Origin of the sequence: Mastigocoleus testarum BC008, assembly GCF_001456025.1 — a bacterium.
In the GTDB taxonomy this organism is placed as follows: Bacteria; Cyanobacteriota; Cyanobacteriia; order Cyanobacteriales; family Nostocaceae; genus Mastigocoleus; species Mastigocoleus testarum.
Genome location: NZ_LMTZ01000004.1, coordinates 1 through 16,374 on the forward strand (window position 1 = coordinate 1; position 16,374 = coordinate 16,374).

At 36.2% G+C, this 16,374-nt stretch carries 14 protein-coding genes; 5 read left to right on the forward strand and 9 right to left on the reverse strand.

What is annotated here, in order from left to right; genetic code table 11:
* Positions 1–54 precede the first annotated feature (54 nt).
* The 5 genes from BC008_RS01945 to BC008_RS01965 all read right to left on the reverse strand — a co-directional run bounded on the left by BC008_RS01945 (position 55) and on the right by BC008_RS01965 (position 8,412).
* A complete protein-coding gene (locus BC008_RS01945; RefSeq protein WP_027845559.1) occupies positions 55–525 on the reverse strand; it encodes an AMP-binding protein in 471 nt (156 codons plus the stop codon).
* Positions 526–1,301: 776 nt separating this feature from the next.
* On the reverse strand, positions 1,302–2,333 hold the full coding sequence (locus tag BC008_RS01950) for a substrate-binding domain-containing protein (protein ID WP_058183003.1): 1,032 nt from the start codon (positions 2,331–2,333) through the stop codon (positions 1,302–1,304).
* Positions 2,334–2,620: 287 nt separating this feature from the next.
* The gene (locus BC008_RS01955) at positions 2,621–5,188 is read right to left on the reverse strand and encodes a DUF4114 domain-containing protein (protein ID WP_058183005.1); all 2,568 of its coding nucleotides are present in this window, start codon (positions 5,186–5,188) and stop codon (positions 2,621–2,623) included.
* Between the two features lie 633 nt (positions 5,189–5,821).
* On the reverse strand, positions 5,822–7,309 hold the full coding sequence (locus BC008_RS01960) for a hypothetical protein (protein ID WP_058183007.1): 1,488 nt from the start codon (positions 7,307–7,309) through the stop codon (positions 5,822–5,824).
* Positions 7,310–7,830: 521 nt separating this feature from the next.
* Entirely contained in the window at positions 7,831–8,412 is a 582-nt protein-coding gene (locus BC008_RS01965) for a YdeI/OmpD-associated family protein (protein WP_027845558.1), read from the reverse strand.
* A 161-nt stretch (positions 8,413–8,573) separates the two neighbouring features.
* On the opposite strand from BC008_RS01965, the gene BC008_RS01970 reads away from it, so the two are divergent.
* Positions 8,574–9,602 (forward strand): KAP family P-loop NTPase fold protein, encoded by a 1,029-nt coding sequence (locus BC008_RS01970; RefSeq protein WP_161938066.1) that lies wholly within the window; start codon positions 8,574–8,576, stop codon positions 9,600–9,602.
* A 65-nt stretch (positions 9,603–9,667) separates the two neighbouring features.
* Positions 9,668–10,102 carry a formylglycine-generating enzyme family protein gene (locus BC008_RS01975; protein ID WP_058183008.1) on the forward strand — a complete coding sequence of 145 codons (435 nt, stop codon included), beginning with the start codon at positions 9,668–9,670 and terminating at the stop codon, positions 10,100–10,102.
* A 242-nt stretch (positions 10,103–10,344) separates the two neighbouring features.
* Here the strand turns inward: BC008_RS01975 and BC008_RS01980 are convergent, their stop codons facing one another.
* Both BC008_RS01980 and BC008_RS01985 read right to left on the reverse strand, forming a co-directional pair.
* Positions 10,345–10,983, reverse strand: a complete 639-nt coding sequence (locus tag BC008_RS01980) for a response regulator transcription factor (RefSeq protein WP_027843997.1) — start codon at positions 10,981–10,983, stop codon at positions 10,345–10,347.
* Between the two features lie 142 nt (positions 10,984–11,125).
* Complete coding sequence (locus tag BC008_RS01985; protein ID WP_235595775.1) at positions 11,126–12,295, reverse strand: sensor histidine kinase; 1,170 nt, start codon at positions 12,293–12,295, stop codon at positions 11,126–11,128.
* Positions 12,296–12,760: 465 nt separating this feature from the next.
* Between BC008_RS01985 and BC008_RS01990 the strand changes: the two genes are divergently transcribed.
* The gene (locus BC008_RS01990) at positions 12,761–13,621 is read left to right on the forward strand and encodes a sterol desaturase family protein (RefSeq protein ID WP_027843995.1); all 861 of its coding nucleotides are present in this window, start codon (positions 12,761–12,763) and stop codon (positions 13,619–13,621) included.
* Positions 13,622–13,815: 194 nt separating this feature from the next.
* Here the strand turns inward: BC008_RS01990 and BC008_RS01995 are convergent, their stop codons facing one another.
* Together BC008_RS01995 and ispE are read right to left on the reverse strand one after the other, a co-directional pair.
* Positions 13,816–14,142, reverse strand: a complete 327-nt coding sequence (locus BC008_RS01995) for a DUF3082 domain-containing protein (RefSeq protein WP_027843994.1) — start codon at positions 14,140–14,142, stop codon at positions 13,816–13,818.
* A 52-nt stretch (positions 14,143–14,194) separates the two neighbouring features.
* Entirely contained in the window at positions 14,195–15,145 is a 951-nt protein-coding gene (ispE, locus tag BC008_RS02000; RefSeq protein WP_027843993.1) for a 4-(cytidine 5'-diphospho)-2-C-methyl-D-erythritol kinase, read from the reverse strand.
* A gap of 220 nt (positions 15,146–15,365) precedes the next feature.
* Here ispE and BC008_RS02005 point away from each other — a divergent pair, with 220 nt between their 5' ends.
* Together BC008_RS02005 and BC008_RS02010 are read left to right on the forward strand one after the other, a co-directional pair.
* A complete protein-coding gene (locus BC008_RS02005; protein WP_235595776.1) occupies positions 15,366–15,575 on the forward strand; it encodes a hypothetical protein in 210 nt (69 codons plus the stop codon).
* Positions 15,572–16,330, forward strand: coding sequence for a nucleotidyl transferase AbiEii/AbiGii toxin family protein (locus BC008_RS02010; protein ID WP_027843991.1), 759 nt, complete (start codon positions 15,572–15,574; stop codon positions 16,328–16,330). Before BC008_RS02005 ends, BC008_RS02010 begins: the two co-directional genes overlap by 4 nt.
* Positions 16,331–16,374: the final 44 nt, after the last annotated feature.

Below are 16,374 nucleotides of genomic sequence, written 5' to 3' on the forward strand. Positions count from 1 at the left end.
TCTGATTATTACGTTAGTTCTGGCTCACAGTTAACACTGTCCAAAACCAGACGGCTAGCGTGTTGCAAATTTTCGGAAGAGTCTATTGTCAGTTGTAATCCAGGAGATGTTATGTAAGTCTGGAAATTCTGCAAATCCTTGCTCTACATTAGATAATACACTGGTAGTTGCTAGAGCTATAGTCGCCCGAGCATCTGCAATTATTGCTTGTAAGCGGGATAGGGAATGGTTGGGACGGGGAGGATAAACCGGAACTGCTACTCTTCCAGCATATATACAACCAAAAAAAGCTACTATGAACTCCAAACCAGGGGGATACAGCAGTAAAATGCGAGCACCAATATTACTGTTTAATTGCAATTTAGAAGCGACCGCTCGCGATTTTAGATCTAATTCTGCATAGGTTATGGCGATTTCTTTCGTAGATCCATCGGTCAAAAAAGTATAAGCTATTTGGTTGGGCTGATGGATAGCTCTATAGTGTAATAGATCGCTTAAAGTTGAATTATCTAATCCTATATTCATGGATACACCTCCGTAATAAGGAAAAAGGTACGGAAATTAGAAATTTGCTTCTAAAGTCAGTTTTAAATTTCAACAAAGAAAAAACTATTTGTTTAATACATCATTTCTGCTAAAAACTTTCCACCTTTTCAAAGAGAATAGATGGATCGAAATCCGACATATTTGTTACTATCAACTTAATTTACTAGCAAAATAGAAACAATTTAGTGCAAGATATATTTGCAACTACAAACTTGTAACTGCAAACTTGTAACTATAAACATATTCTTTAGTCAGTAATTAAACGGACGTAACATCACAAATTACCCAATGAAATGATTCATTACTTGCTATCATCTAAATAGAGTTTTAGCTTATAGTGCTGGGTGTTAGTTTTTTTTGTAACAATTACAGTACGTCGCTCTAAAATTTCGCAAACAACAGGATTATGCTCCCAATACTACCGTTATCCCAACAAAATTGTCATCAGAAGTAAATATTGAAGAAAAATGAATTTTATTCAGGGAGATATTTACAGGAGCGTGACCCATAGGTGTCCTTGTTGTTTTGACTTCATCATCATAAGAATTGAAGTCCAAGTACACATGAGCAGAAAGTCATAAATTTCCAGCAGAGATATGTACATAAAGTCATACCTGCATCCATGACTTTAGTCATTGGTTAATATGTACTAACTAATCTAGAAGATATGACTAATATCCAAATACTGCTGAAGGTATGGGAAATTTGGGGAACCCAAGTAGTAGGTTAACTCCAACAAATTTTTTCAATAAAACCTATTTGTTATTTTGATTTGCAATCGGAATAAATCCGGCTTTTTGAATTAAGCTATGTCCTCGATCTGTTTGGAATAACTTTGCATAAGCTTGTGCTGCTTTGTATTTATCTTTTTGTAAAACTTTCTTGTCATCTTCATCTTTCACAATTACATATAATGGTCGAGAAAATGGATAAGTATGACTGTGTAATGCTTGCAGATTGACCCGATTGCGTTGTTGCGGACATTCCTCGGTTGGAATAAATGGTTTTTTATAAGGACTAATTAATTGATCTAATCTTTCTCCAATAGCCAAAGATTTAATGCTACATTGTGGAACAATTTCTGGTGCAGAAGCGTAGTAAATCGCACCAGGTTCGTTTGCTACTTTTTGTAATCCCTGTGTAGTAATGTCAACGAATTTAACGTTGTCAGCAAAACTTTGATCGCGAAGAACTTCATGTTTAAAAAATTCAACTGTTGCTGATTCTCCTAAAGGGCGAGAATAGGGTGTAATGGGAAGCGAAGGTCCACCCAACTCTTTCCAATTACTAATTTTGCCGGTATAAATACTTCTGATCTGAGTAATGGTTAAGCCAGGAAGATTAAGATTGTGATTTACTGCGATCGCAATTCCGTCAACAGCAACTGGAATTTCTTTGAGTTTAAAACCTTTCTGTTTTGCTATTTGGTGTTCTTCTTTTTTCAGAATTCGAGAAGATAGAGAAAAATCAATTTCGTCATTTAATAGCATTTTGATTCCAGTTTCAGAAGAGGGAGCTTCTTCAGTTGAGCCCACATATTCTAATTTAAATTGAGGATGGGTAGTCTCGATTGCTTTCTCAAATTGTTCGCGTATTGGTACCCAACTGCTACTACCTCCATAACGCCATGTTCCTTGGGGAAGATTTATATCATCGAAGTCATCTTCTTTAGTATCTTCTTCAACGTAAGCAATTAAAGTTTCTTGATAAGAATCGTTATGAATATAGTATAGATTTGCGCCTATAAATAGACTCAATACTATAAGATAAAACCAATACTTTTTCATCTATGGCACCCAACGATGTAAAGCATAATAATTTTAACAGCAGCAATAGCAATTAATTAGGTGCTTATAGTAAAGTATTTAGGAATTTTTATTGGAAATCATTGAATAAATTTAATATTTTAGTTAACACATTAAAAATGTGAAATTTGGCTATATTTTTCAATATAGCCTTCAGTCCGTAAATTAAGATACTTCAATAGAAATAACAGCAAGAGTAAAACCCTTAGAAAACTGAAATTTCAGAGTCTAGAGGCTGAAATTTATCAAGTACGATTAACTACTTCTAATTAATTCTCTACATTGACATTAAAGGTTAAATCAAGAAAATCCCGATCACCTCCACCATACACATCCTCGAAACCAAATTTGTTATTTGAGAGTTGAAGGTGTTGTATCCCATCTGGATTCCCATTCTCAAACCCAAAGTAAGCATGTAATCCACTTCCGTTTCTATACTGATTAGTTGGGTTTTGCTCGAGAAATTCTTCTACGGTACCGTCTGCAATTAAGTAAGGTGCTAAGAATATTCCCCCATCAACCTGTGTCGTCACGCTGCGATCGTCTGCATTAAAATCCAGTTCGGAGATACGTTGTTTGAATGCTGCTGTTTCATATCCTGTTTCTCCCGGTCGAATCGACTTGTTTGTGATTGGGTCGACAACTGTTCCATCTGTATCCAGTACCTGGTAGAAACCTCCGGAATTTTTATAGGATGCGCGACTGAAAATCTTGTCTAAGCTCACTGAAACTGTATCGTCAGTTTTGCCATTTCCATCAAGATCGACGTTACTCAGGTCTATTATTCCATTAGAATCGACTTTACCTTTATCTTTTATATCTTGGGTAGGAATAGATTCAATATCATCACTCGAGTCTAATATTTCATTAGCATCGACTTTACCCTTATTATTAACCTTTTCAGTAGGAATAAATTCAATCTCATCAAACCGAGCAAATTCTTTGCTGTCACTAACACCTTCAATTTTAAAGATGTCTCCTGGTTTTAGTTGTACTTCTTCTATGGCGATATAGCTAGTTTTTGTGGAGGGTTTTGGTAGATTGCTGGGTAAATCGCGGTCAAAAATAAAGCTTTCTGTTTTCCCTCCAACAGTTATTTTCCCTTGGGATTGACCATCGTTTTCGTCATAGTAACCGACTTTTACTTGATAAGTTCCGGCTTCTCCCCGAAATGTACCTGTAGCAGAACCTCGATTGTAACCAGTTTTTTTCAGAGAAATATATTTTCCGCCCGATCCATTGGAACCTGCGATATTTTCGACGCGATAGCCATTAAGGTTAAGTTCTTCGGCTTCATAATGTAAGGGATTATCCTTGACAGGTGTAAAGGTTGGATTGGGTTCTTCTACTTCTACGGTTGGTTGAGGGATAGGTTTAACTTTTGGTTTAGCCCCTGGAATACCAGAACTACCACCATTTGAGGTAATCGGGTCAATGTCCAAATCTTCAGTAAGTTTAGCTCCAGTAATCGCAGGTTCTCCGTCGTTTGCATCTTGAACGCCGTTTTTATTTTGAACAACGTTCTTACCACCATCCTTAACTACGAAATTAACTGTATTCTCTAATTCTTGACCACCTGCTCGATTATCTGCGAAACGAGATTCAGTAATGGTGAGATTTTTTGCGTTGTCTTTCCCAGCGATCCAAATACTTCCTGCTTGACGGTCGGCGTAGTTTTCAACAAATGTCGTATTTTTTATCGTTGATTTAGCTTTTTTGGGAGTATTTAAAACAATTGCTCCGCCTATGTCTCCATTTTTACCAGAACTTGTAACTTTATTTTCAGAGAAGGTCGAGTCTTCAACTGTAACTCCACCTTTTACATCTGTCCATAAACCACCACCTTGAGATGTGGAAGTATTATTAGCAATTGTGGAATCGCGGATGACTAATGAGACTGGATCGTCTTCATCTCGATAGGATTGAACGGCTAAACCGCCACCTCTATAAGCCTTATTGTTAGTTATTTTGCTGTTTTCAACAATAATTTTGTCATCTGAATATCCGCTGAGAAAAAAGGCTCCACCATAATCTCCACCACCTTTGTTATTTTCAGCGACAACATTGTTAATCAGAGTTGTTCCACCAATACCGTCCCGCTCTGCACTTCCACTAGCTCCATCGGTGAAAATAGCTCCACTTCCATTTAAGCCTTCATTATCCTTAAATACCGAATCTTCTACTTTTAGTTCGTTGAGTAAAGTATAAACAGCACCATAGTAACCTTTATTATTTGTAAAGGTACTATCACTAATCTTGAGAAAAGCATCTCCACCGACGTTGCGTTCGCCATTACTTTTAACAACTTTTGCTCCTTCTCCACCTCCGTAGGTGGAAATTGCACCCGCACTGAAATCATCGTTTGCAACCGAACCATCATTTCCATCAAACACACTATTCTTGATGGTTGCATTAGAACCATAACCAACGAAAATAGCCCCACTCCGTTCGCCTACATTATCAATGAAGCGAGAATTCTCGACTACTAAGGTATTGGAGTCAACCAGTTCTATCGCCCCACCTCGAACAATCTTATCGGGATTGTCATCAACTGCTTTACCATTGGCAAAGGTGAGGTTTCGCAGTACTACGTCTGAGTAATCGTAGGTAATCTGTAAAATACGCGTTTTATTCTCGCCACTAATGGTGAGATTGGGTGCATTACCCCCATCAATCGTAAGATTCTTATCAACTACAAGTTGTTCGTCCAACCGAATGGTTTTATCCGCAAGTTTGGGTGAAAAAACTATCTTGTCCCCATCGTCGGATTTAGCGATCGCCTCGCGTAGTGAACCAACGCCATTATTTTTCGTATTGGTAACTGTGATGATAGCCATGAATGGGTTAGAGGTAAGTTGAAGTATTCTTTCCTTTGACGGAATGCAATACACTGCTCAATTCTGCTTGTTCTCTACAGTTTGAGTAGCATTTGCATCTATTGGCAGGATAGCCGGTAAATATTACTACAAGCAGCGAGCTTTGTAATAACAAATGCTTTGTCGTTAAGACTACAAATTTTCTATTTTCTATCGCATCTCTTGATGGGTGCTTCTTTATGAATTAGCTCTTTTTACGGAACTACAAAAATCCCACCATTGTTACCCCTTCCCTATCATTCTCATAGCAAAGTAAATATCTCTGTGGATATATAAATTGCTATGTTTGCTGTAGATACTAACACTATTCCTTCATAATTGGCCAGGAATTTTAAATTTATAGACAAGATTCTTATTGTAGGTGTTTTATTCTTCGTTTAATGAATTATTACTATCTGTTTTCAAGTGTGGCGTGAGCTTGATAGTTTTTGATTTTGGCTTTTAATTTTGTTAGGATGTTTGAGTGATTTAGATGCTTTAAAAGTACTGGTATCAGGCAACGGTATTAAGCGGACATATAAAACAACTTTTGTATAAACGGTAAAATCTATACAAAAGTTGTTTTTCAAAAAACTAAATATGATTATTATTTTTTTAAATCAATCCAAAAAATGAATTATGTAGTATTTTTTGTGACTTTTTAAGTATTTTATTTGATAAATCTTTTTTCTTGAATTTGACAATCTTAGAGGTGAATATCTGGAAACTATTAAAATATGATTCGGGAGGGTTAAAAGGATATTGGTTGAGTTGAGGAGCTATCTTGTTGATCAGATCGATCTGGATTGTTGAAGCAAATCTTTTTTCTTCTTTAATACTTAAAAATAATGAGTATAAATACGCGGAATTAAGAATTGGAAATCGAGAAAAATCATTTAAGTCATAAAGTTGTTCTTTGCTACTTAACCAACCAGCTTGTCTCTGCTCAAGATAAAAACGATCTCTCCAATTCAAATTTTCTTGAGGGTTCTCAATTATCCAGTTTAACCACTCTTTTAAACCAGCAGTGGCTGTGGAATTTTTTGATTCTTGAAATAGATCTGCAATCATATTTGCTCCTACCTCTGCATTGGGGAGGATTTCTGGTAAGGTCGGTACAAAACTTTTTGCAACTGCAAATCCATGACCTCCGAAGGAAATCCCTTTCAAGTTATCTCGAACCCCACTAACAAAAGGTTCTGCATCTCCTTGGGATACATGACCACCAGTATGTTCCTGAGCCAGTTTGCTTCTTTGGGGATAATATTTAGAATTACGGGTAAATATATGGGAATAACCACAGTCTTGAGTGAGCTTTGGGGGAATAATCATATCTGCAATGGACATCCGCGCAGCTATTCGCGTAAAGGGTTGAACTTTTATCCCCGCAGCATGACTTAAAGCTAGTATCAACCTGGAATCATATCCTGCTGTTATTCCTAACCATAGTTCGGGAGATATTTTTGCTAGTTGTTGTAGGGTAGTAACTAGAATTTCTTGAATTTCCTCGAGGATATCTTCATAATCGCGATCGAGGTAAATTTCTGGCATTAATTGTCTCGGTTGGATCTCTCCAGAATATAGATCTAACAATTGGCTTGGTAGTAGTTGGGATATCCCATCGAACCGGGAAAATGGAGGAGTATACCAGGAAATACCAACCTCATGTTTGAGTTGACGAGAATCAATAACTGGCGATCGCCCCTTAAATACAATTTGAGCTAGGAGGGCTACACTACTGGAAATCCATGCTTGTCCTTGAGAATTTTGGTGGTAGAAACATCCCAATAATCCGCTTGCATCTAGGTGTAGTTTTCCATTACCAACTAAAACCCACCGTCCGCTCCAGGTGGAGTACAGTTCTGGAACTTGATCGCTACTAGTTTGTTTAATTTCCTCTGCTGGGGATTTTTTGTTTTGCGAAGTCTGTATGGCTATACCCAAAACATACCAGGCTTCTCCATTGTTATCTTTGATGGTGGTAACTTGAAGGTCGGGACAACATGAAAGCCAAACTGAATGACTTAGCTGGTAAGATTTCCAGGTTTCATTGAGAAGAAATTTTTCTGGACCAATAACAAACTGTTTGCGATGGATATGCATTAAGAAATTAGGGTTACAAAAATTAGGGTTACAAAAATTAGGTATCTAACAAGAATAGAACCTTAAAAAGTCATAACTTTATAATCAGAACCTGATAATTAGAGCTTTAAAATAAATCTCTACTATGGTGTTCGACTGATGAATAATGTGTGTTGTGTGACTTATACACTTCAAAAATAATAGCTACTTGTCACCAAACACAATACATTTTCAGATTCTTTACTTAGTCCTTAAAATCAGTTCATTTAGATTTTTATTCGCAAACGTTATATTATATAGCTTATTGACACGCAACTTATTTATTTTGATTCTTAAGCTATATACGCGCAAATAAGCATATTTTTTGTTGTGGATGATATATATCTATTTATCATTCTCAGGATAGATACGAATATGAAGTGCTCAAGTATTATTGCAAATTGAAGCATACTACTTTAGTAAGATAAATTAATTTTTTGATGTATTCGAGGGTTTTTATTTGTTTTTGACTAATTGACCTTTTATCTTCCTTGAGAGATACATCACGCTAAAGGATTTTTATTCTCTGCTGCTGAATTTACTGTTTTTTCAATTCTCTTTAACCTTGTTTGCTGACGCTTAGCGCTGGAAATCCAAAATAATATGCTTTTCTTGGATGAGTTGCTAAATGCTTCAAAATTTCTCTTCGCTGCTTCGTTGCTTTCCAATGCTTGTTTCAAGTCTTCAGGGATAATTAAAGCTTCAATTGCATCTAATGCTTCCCAGGAACCATCTTCTTTTGCTGCTGTAATCTTTGCAAAACCAGCTGCAGTCATCAAGTTTTGTTCTATAAGTTCTTCTATGTATTGTTTATTTAATTTCGACCATACGCTTTTTGGTTTGCGGGGTGTAAATATTTGCATGTAGCGTTCTTGGTCAATTGATTTGACTTTACTGTCAATCCAGCCAAAACATAGGGCTTCTTTGACTGCTTCGCTATATTTTACGCTGGATTTACTGCTTTTTACTTTGTAGTAAATCAGCCATATTCCAATGGTCGTACTATGGTTTTTCTCTAACCATTCGCGCCATTCTTGGCGATTTGCTGCGTAAATACTGTCGAGTTGCTCTTCGAATTTCGGCATAAATCGTTTGAAATATTTTTCTACGGATGCACACTGATGTACTTGTTGTTTTGTTTACAAGTATTTAAAATAATGCTTTTCACCCCATATTTGATTATTAGGCAATATTTGTAGGTATGATATTTATTAAAGATAAGTATCATAACTTTCAATTACAATTAATGGAAGAAGCGAGAAAAAATAACGTTTTTAACGCTGGTGTTAGTGACCGAGCTGCAGAGGAAGATGCTCTTGGTTTTGAACCTTATGTTACAGCAATTGCAGAATTTTTAACCAATCCTGATACCAAACCCCCACTCACTCTTTCTATTGAAGGTGAATGGGGTAGCGGTAAATCTTCTTTTATGAAACAACTCAAAAAAGTAATTGAAGATATTCCACCAGAGGCATTAAAAAAAGAGCAAAAAAAACACAAATCTAAAAGTAGGAATTTTTTCTTCAGATTGTGTATCTTATGGTTCAATAAAATAAAACCTAAACCGAAAGTAGTGTGGTTCAATGCTTGGAGGTACGATAAAGCTGAAGCTCTATGGGCAGCTTTTGCACTCGAATTTATCCGCCAAATCTCTCGTCCTCGTGATTTTCGTGATATATTTCCTATTCTGATAGGAAATATTAAACTTTTTTGGTTCCGCTTTGATTGGAACAATGGATTACAGAAAATTATATTATTCGTTTTAAGCTTATCTGTTGTGCTAACCCTGCTGATTCTGGTTTATCACAAAGCAGAAGATCTGCATCAACAAGGAACTGATTTATATAATTTATTTAAACAAATATCTACAAATAAAGAAAATCAAGATTTTCTACGGTGGCTAGTTAGATCTTTAGTAACCTTAATTTCAGTAGCCGGTTTCATTTCTTTGTTACTCAAATTAAAAAGTTCTGTTGTTGGATCTCCAAAAAACGATTTAACAAAATATCTGACATCCCCTAACTATAATAGCAAACTCCCTTTTGTTGAGAAATTCCATGAAGACTTCAGAAAGATTGTGGAAGCATATGCGGGTATAAATAAAGTCTATGTTTTCATTGATGACCTTGATCGTTGTGAGGTTCCTAAGTCCGCTGAACTGATGCAGGCTATAAACTTGATGATATCGAATGATCCACAACTAATTTTCATCCTTGGTATGGATAGGGAGAAGGTCGCAGCAGCTTTCGCACTTAAGTACAATACCCGTGAATGAAATGCTCAAGCTGCCTTTGGAACAATAATTTCTAAATCTTTTTTCAAATCTCTAATTTCCGATTTATGAGTGGGATTTTTACGTTTAAATTTGGACACCTCCCTTCGGAAGCAGAGTGGGAATATGCTTGTCGAGCAGGAACAACAACCCCATTTCATTTTGGTGAAACGATTACTCCTGAATTAGCAAATTACGGGGGAAATATTCAAGAAACGACTCCGGTGGGACAATTTCCACCAAACGCTTTTGGTTTGTACGACATGCACGGAAATGTGTGGGAATGGTGTCAAGATACCTGGCATGAAAATTATCATGGAGCGCCGACAAATGGTAGTGCTTGTATTGATAATGATAATCGTTATCGTGTACTGCGTGGTGGTTCGTGGTACTACGTTCCTCCTTACTGCCGTTCTGCTACTCGCTACTGGTACATTCCCGACGGTAGGAATCTCCTCAATGGTTTTCGGGTTGTTTGCGTTGTTTCCCTCAGGGGTCCTTAGTAGCCCTTTATACTTTTGCTCTTTTCTCTTCTATTCTTCTTCTCTTTACCCTTCCTTATCTCGCGAATCGAGTCGAATTTTTTTACAAATTTAATGTTAAATGAAGTCGATAATTCCCTTGGAGAATTTACTGGTGATGTGGGAGAATTTATTGCCACTATCGAGACTATTAACAACCAGTGTTATTTGCTTGATGATAGTGATAATCCTTGAAGTTAAAAATCTCTATCCATTGCAACCTTTTACCTTTCATTACCAAAAAATGAATTAGCAACAATTGCAGCTTGAGTCCGATCGCGTAAATCTAACCGATTCAAAATTCGAGTCATATAATTTTTGATAGTCTTTTCGCTCAAGTACAAAGCCTCAGCAATTTCCCGATTACTCGAACCTTTCGCAACTAACTGTAAAATTTCGATTTCTCTTGCTGTAAGTTCATCCCAACCAGGTGGTGGAGATTTGGAAACGGAAAGTTTTTGAGCCATAACTTTACCTAGTCCTGGTCCTAGTTGGGTATAACCTTTATGTACTGAACAAATTGCTTGGGCTAATTCTTCAGAAGGTGTATCCTTAAGCAAATATCCAGCAGCACCATAATGTAATGCTTGGGTAACGTAATCTTCATCTGCAAAGGTGGTAAGTACTAAGATTTTAATTTGCGGGAAAGCTTTTGTTATTTCTTTTGTGGCTGCAACACCATCCATTATCGGCATGCGGATATCCATTAAAATAACATCGGGCTGCAAAGTGGGAATGGAATCAATTGCAGTTTGTCCGTTTTCTGCTTCTCCGACTATTTCTAAATCTTTTTCTAATTTGAGTAAGGCTTTGAGTCCGCGACGGATTAAGTTTTCATCATCGACTAATAATAAACGAATCATATTAAATTGTGGAATTGTGGAACTGATAAATTTATTGATTATTCCCATTCCTCCCCGAGGGGAGGTTAGGAGGGGGTTATTATCTTCTGTACTAAGACGCGTTTAGCATTTCACCCGGGAAGTAGAGCAAAAGCAAAAATTTCTATATTGGAAAAGTTGCAGTAATTTTACATCCAGAATTTGGGGCTGTTTCTACATTTAAAGTACCACCAACAGTAAGGGCGCGATCGCGCATACTTTGCAAGCCAAAACCGGTTGTGTTTTGATTCGGCTTAAATCCTTTACCATTATCATCAATAATTAGCTGTAAACTATTAGATTTTTGATTTTTAACGTTTATTTTAATCTTAACTTTTGTAGCTTCTGCATGCTTAAAAATATTAGTAAATGCTTCTTGAGTTATGCGATAAATTGCAATTTTAATTTCAGGTTTAAGGTTTAAGTTTAAGTTAAAATTTAAACCATTTAAATTTAAATATAAAGTTGGGGAAATATTACTGGAACGTTGTAAATCCTCACATAAAGAAATGATTCCATCTTCCAAAGATAATTCAGCTAATGGATCTGCACGTAAAGTCGAAATTGATTGACGAACTTCTTTGAGAGCATTTGAACCTAATCTTTTTGATTCAATTAAAAATTCTGTTGCTTCTTCTGGGTCAGTTTGCCATATTTTTACAGCAGCTTCTAAATGTAAATTTAAAACTGTTAATGCATGACCGACGGAATCATGGATATCTCGAGCGATGCGATTACGCTCCTGTAAAGTTGCTAATTCTTCAATTTTTAATGCATATTCACTTAATTGAGCATTTGCGATCGCGAGTTGTTCGTTTGCAATGCTTAATTTTTGCCGACTTTGAAATTCATTGAGTAATGCATTAATCGCCATTTGCATAAAAATAGCGCTGATTCCTAATATTAATACAGAGGCGAATATGACAATTGCAAATTGTTTTTTGATTGCTAAAGGTTGAATATACTGTACTATTTGGGTGCGGTGAAGCTGTGTAAATAAAGATAAAAATATAGCTAGTCCGCTGACTAAGTAACGGGTAATACCTCGAAAAATCACACAATTACGAGCAATCAAAATAATATAAAGTAGCGGTACTAAAAGAATTCCTCCGGAAAATGAAGCAATAATAATTAAGCCTATTTCTAAGCTTGTATAAATAATTTTATGTAATTTGTTTTGTGATGGTAATTTTAAACCAATAATTCCAAATATAAATAAAAAAACAATATTCATCGGTGGGTTTCTTGGTAAAAGTGAAGCAACATTAAATGAAGATGCAAACACTTCACCCATAATGATAATCCCCAACAAAACCCATTCTAAATAAAGTAAAAATCTTAGGGGATATTTCCGAGTTTTAATTAGAGCAATCATGTCACAGTTTTAATTCTAATTTCTTATTCTTAAATTTTATTTTCAATTTAATCTCAATATAGCAATCCTAAATAATTCATAAAAATAAATACTGTAGAGACGTTGCATGCAACGTCTCTACAGTATTTATCTGTTCACAAATCAAATATGATTGCTGTATCAGATTTATTACATAACTTATAAACTAGTTTACTTAACAGTTTTGACAAAAACCAGAATCATTAGTCATGACTAGTTTAGGGACTAAAGTCCTGATTTAATTGAGGACTCCTGACTCATGTTTTCAAGGTGTTACCCGACGTATTGTGTATACATGGATCTTCGCATTTGTCACATTAATTTTGCGTCTCCTCAGAAAAATAAACAATTACGTCTAACAAAAATATGAATTACGCTCATATAACTCTCAAATTTCTTCCTTTATTCTTAATTTCCATTGCAATTGAAGTTTTATGGATAGTGCGGTGGAAGAAACAAAAGTATTCAGTTCGAGAAAGTTTGATTTCCCTGGCGATCGCTGTGGGAAATCGCATATCCAAACTCATTCCCATAGTTCCCACTGCGGGTTTAATCGCATTTGCGTGGGAGCATCGGATCTCAACTATTGCTCTAGATAGTTGGTGGAATATACTGCTACTATTTATTGGATTAGAATTTGTATATTATTGGTACCATCGAGCATCACATCGCATTCGTTGGTTTTGGGCTACTCACGCTGTTCATCATTCACCGGAATATTTTAATTTGTCAGCAGCTTATCGTTTGGGATGGACGGGTGGTATCTCTGGTGCAGGTTTATTTTTTACACCGCTTGTTTGGATTGGTTTTCAACCAATTGCAGTTATAACCGCCCTAGCTTTAAACTTGGTTTATCAATTTTGGATTCATACCGAACTAATTCCCAAGCTGGGTATTTTGGAATGGTTTTTGAATACTCCATCACATCATCGAGTACATCACGCTTCTAATTCTGCATATATAGATCGTAATTATGGGGGAGTTTTAATTATCTTTGACCGTTTATTTGGAACTTTTGCAGCAGAAGAAACGTCAAATCCTCCGGTTTATGGTTTAACTCACCCCATAAAATCGAATAATCCTTTCAAAGTTGTTTTTAATGAATGGATAGAAATTTATAAAGATATTACTTCTACTAACTCTTGGTCGAAACGCTTTTGTTATCTGTTTGCTCCTCCCGAATGGAAGTTTACGCGGAAGTCACAAAGAAGCTTAAGTGAAATATAGATTTACCAAAATTCAATCGTAGGGTGTGTTACGGCATGTTAAAGTTTTTGGAATGATGAGCATATTGTTTTGCCGTAACGCACCGTCGAATATACAAACAAACTCCAACCTACCTACCCTGTAATTAATCTTATATGGCGGTGCGTTACGACTTGCGTCTAACACACCCTACCGTTCAAATAAGCAACAAATAATTAACCGTCAACTTCTTTTTGTTTCTTTTGTTCGAGTATGAGTTGTATGGTTAAAGCGAATAAACCAAGAGCGACAACGCAAAAAACTGTGGTTCCCAATCCAATCATTCCGACAATTGCTGTTCGGATTAACGAAGAAATTCTCAATGTCACTGGGTTATCGGAATGAATGGGTTTGTTTGCAAAGTTTGTAGCGATAGTAATCATCAAGTTGTACATTGCATATCCCAACCCACCGGAAATTACAGCACCGGTAAGACTGCGTAAAGGACTAGTTGGTGTTTCTGTGGTGGTTGGAGTTTCCTCGGTTGTTTTTGATTCATTCATGTAGTTAGTTGAAAATTAACTAAAAAAATAACTAAACAAGTTCACTCAAAAATTAACTTTGAGATGTTACTTGGATACCATTTTTAATCGATCTAACCACGAATAATTGTAAATCTTCATCAGATATTGTATGAAGAACTTGTAATTTTACTTCTTCTGCTTGTTTTTGGGTTTCGCAAATAGCAAAGACACTGGGACCGGAACCGGACATCATTGTTCCTAATACTCCAGCGTTGGCGAATGTTTCTCTTAGTTGCAATACTTGGGGATAAGCTGGTAATACAACTTTTTCTAAATCGTTGTGGAGTTTTCGAGCAATTTCTGCAGTATCTTGATGGACAATTGCTTGTACCATTGGTCCTGAATGTACGGCTGCGGCTCGTTCGGTTAAACTATTGGTATCCCGAAGATAGGTATTTTCAAATTGTTGTTTATAAGTTTTATATGCCCAAGGGGTGGATACTTCTAAGCTGCGATATTTAGCTAATACTATATATATATTGTCTAATCCTTTTAAAGGAGCAATTTTTTCGCCTCTTCCGGTTGCGATCGCGGTTCCCCCACCAATACAAAAGGGGATATCGGAACCTAATACTGCTGCTAATTCTTCAAGTTCTGCACGGGTTAACCCTAAGTTCCATAGTAAATCTATCCCCACCAATACGGCTGCTGCATTGCTGGAACCCCCTGCTAAACCTGCTGCGATGGGAATTCTTTTTTGAATGGTTATGTCTACTCCACCATATTGAGCAAATGCTTCGGGAAACTTTTGTGTCATTAACTCTGCTGCGCGATAAGCTAAGTTACCTCGATCTGTGGGTAGATCGGGAACATCGCAACGAACGCGAATTATATCTTGGGAACTAGCTGCAATATCTATGCGATCGCAAAGGTCGACACTTTGCATAATCATCACTAACTCGTGATATCCATCGGGGCGATCGCCAATGATTTCTAAATATAAGTTGATTTTAGCTGGTGCAAGTAAAGTGTAGCTGCGCATGGGGATTGGGGGATTAGCGATTGGAACCATATTTGCTGATGATGACCATTGGGTCATGCTTACAATAACAGAATTTAAAATTCAACTAAAAGAACCCCCTGCTAGAATTAATTCTCTGTCAAATAGCATAAGTCCATTTTTAATGGACTAAAGTATTTCAGAAAATAAAAATATTGATTTTGATATAACAAAACGAATAATTTAATTCATGGTGACTGAAATGACTAATATTCCGAGCAACCTACCTTTTCTAGAATCAATTTGTTGGCAGATTACCAATGTTTATGAGTTTACCCCAGAAGAAATGCTCAGTTGTTACGAGCGTGGTTGGAAATATAAAAGTTTGTTCAATAATCTTGAGGGTGATGAACTTGAGTTTATTAAGAAAATTGCCGATATTTATGATTCCTGGTTGAAAGTTGAGTTATGAACTTTAGATTAGACCACCACAACAAAATTCTGACAATTATTGAATCTTTAGATTGTGAAATTCTTAAGGAAGGTTCTACTTATTTTGGTGGTGGAACTCTGCTTGCTCTTGATTTTCAAGAATACCGATGCAGCAATGATATTGATTTTTTATCTTCTGTTAGTACGGGAGGTTATAAATATTTACGAACAAAGATTTTTGACAATGGACACGAGGTACTATTTCGTGATTTGAGTAAAATCAAAATTGGACGTTCTACAACTGACCAGTATGGTATTCGGATGATAGTTTCTGTAGATAATGTACCTATCAAAACCGAAATTATTGCAGAAACTCGTTTTCAATTAGATTTACCAAGATACACACAATGGTCATCTGTTCCCTGTTTAAGTTTAATTGACTGTTTTACCTCTAAGTTACTATCCAATTCTGATCGATACATGGATGATAGCGTACAAGCTAGAGATTTAATTGATTTAGCGGTTCTTAGGTTAAATTATTCAATTCCTCAATCTTCAATTGATAAGGCTGAAAATGCTTACGAAGTTATACGACCTTTAGAACGAAGCATACAAAACTTTCAAGACAGACCTGATTATAGAGAAAAGTGTTTTGCTAATTTACAAGTTGATAAAGTTCAAATACCTAAGATTATCGATGGAGTTGATTTTCTTTGTGCAGATTTAGGTTTACCTGAGATAGGAAGAACTTTTCAAGAGCAACACGATCTCTTTGGTGAGTCCCTCGATTCGTGACCAATTAAAATTATCGTCATTAACCGTAAGGAAATAACAATTCC

Coding starts and splice junctions, on each gene's coding strand:
- BC008_RS01975 (WP_058183008.1), top strand. CDS start 9,668: ATGAGTGGGATTTTTACGTTTAAATTTGGACACCTCCCTTCGGAAGCA.
- BC008_RS01990 (WP_027843995.1), top strand. CDS start 12,761: ATGAATTACGCTCATATAACTCTCAAATTTCTTCCTTTATTCTTAATT.
- BC008_RS01985 (WP_235595775.1), bottom strand. CDS start 12,295: ATGGGTGAAGTGTTTGCATCTTCATTTAATGTTGCTTCACTTTTACCA.
- BC008_RS01955 (WP_058183005.1), bottom strand. CDS start 5,188: ATGGCTATCATCACAGTTACCAATACGAAAAATAATGGCGTTGGTTCA.
- BC008_RS01995 (WP_027843994.1), bottom strand. CDS start 14,142: ATGAATGAATCAAAAACAACCGAGGAAACTCCAACCACCACAGAAACA.
- BC008_RS02010 (WP_027843991.1), top strand. CDS start 15,572: ATGAACTTTAGATTAGACCACCACAACAAAATTCTGACAATTATTGAA.
- BC008_RS01970 (WP_161938066.1), top strand. CDS start 8,574: ATGGAAGAAGCGAGAAAAAATAACGTTTTTAACGCTGGTGTTAGTGAC.
- BC008_RS01980 (WP_027843997.1), bottom strand. CDS start 10,983: ATGATTCGTTTATTATTAGTCGATGATGAAAACTTAATCCGTCGCGGA.
- BC008_RS01950 (WP_058183003.1), bottom strand. CDS start 2,333: ATGAAAAAGTATTGGTTTTATCTTATAGTATTGAGTCTATTTATAGGC.
- ispE (WP_027843993.1), bottom strand. CDS start 15,145: ATGCGCAGCTACACTTTACTTGCACCAGCTAAAATCAACTTATATTTA.
- BC008_RS01965 (WP_027845558.1), bottom strand. CDS start 8,412: ATGCCGAAATTCGAAGAGCAACTCGACAGTATTTACGCAGCAAATCGC.
- BC008_RS01945 (WP_027845559.1), bottom strand. CDS start 525: ATGAATATAGGATTAGATAATTCAACTTTAAGCGATCTATTACACTAT.
- BC008_RS02005 (WP_235595776.1), top strand. CDS start 15,366: ATGACTAATATTCCGAGCAACCTACCTTTTCTAGAATCAATTTGTTGG.
- BC008_RS01960 (WP_058183007.1), bottom strand. CDS start 7,309: ATGCATATCCATCGCAAACAGTTTGTTATTGGTCCAGAAAAATTTCTT.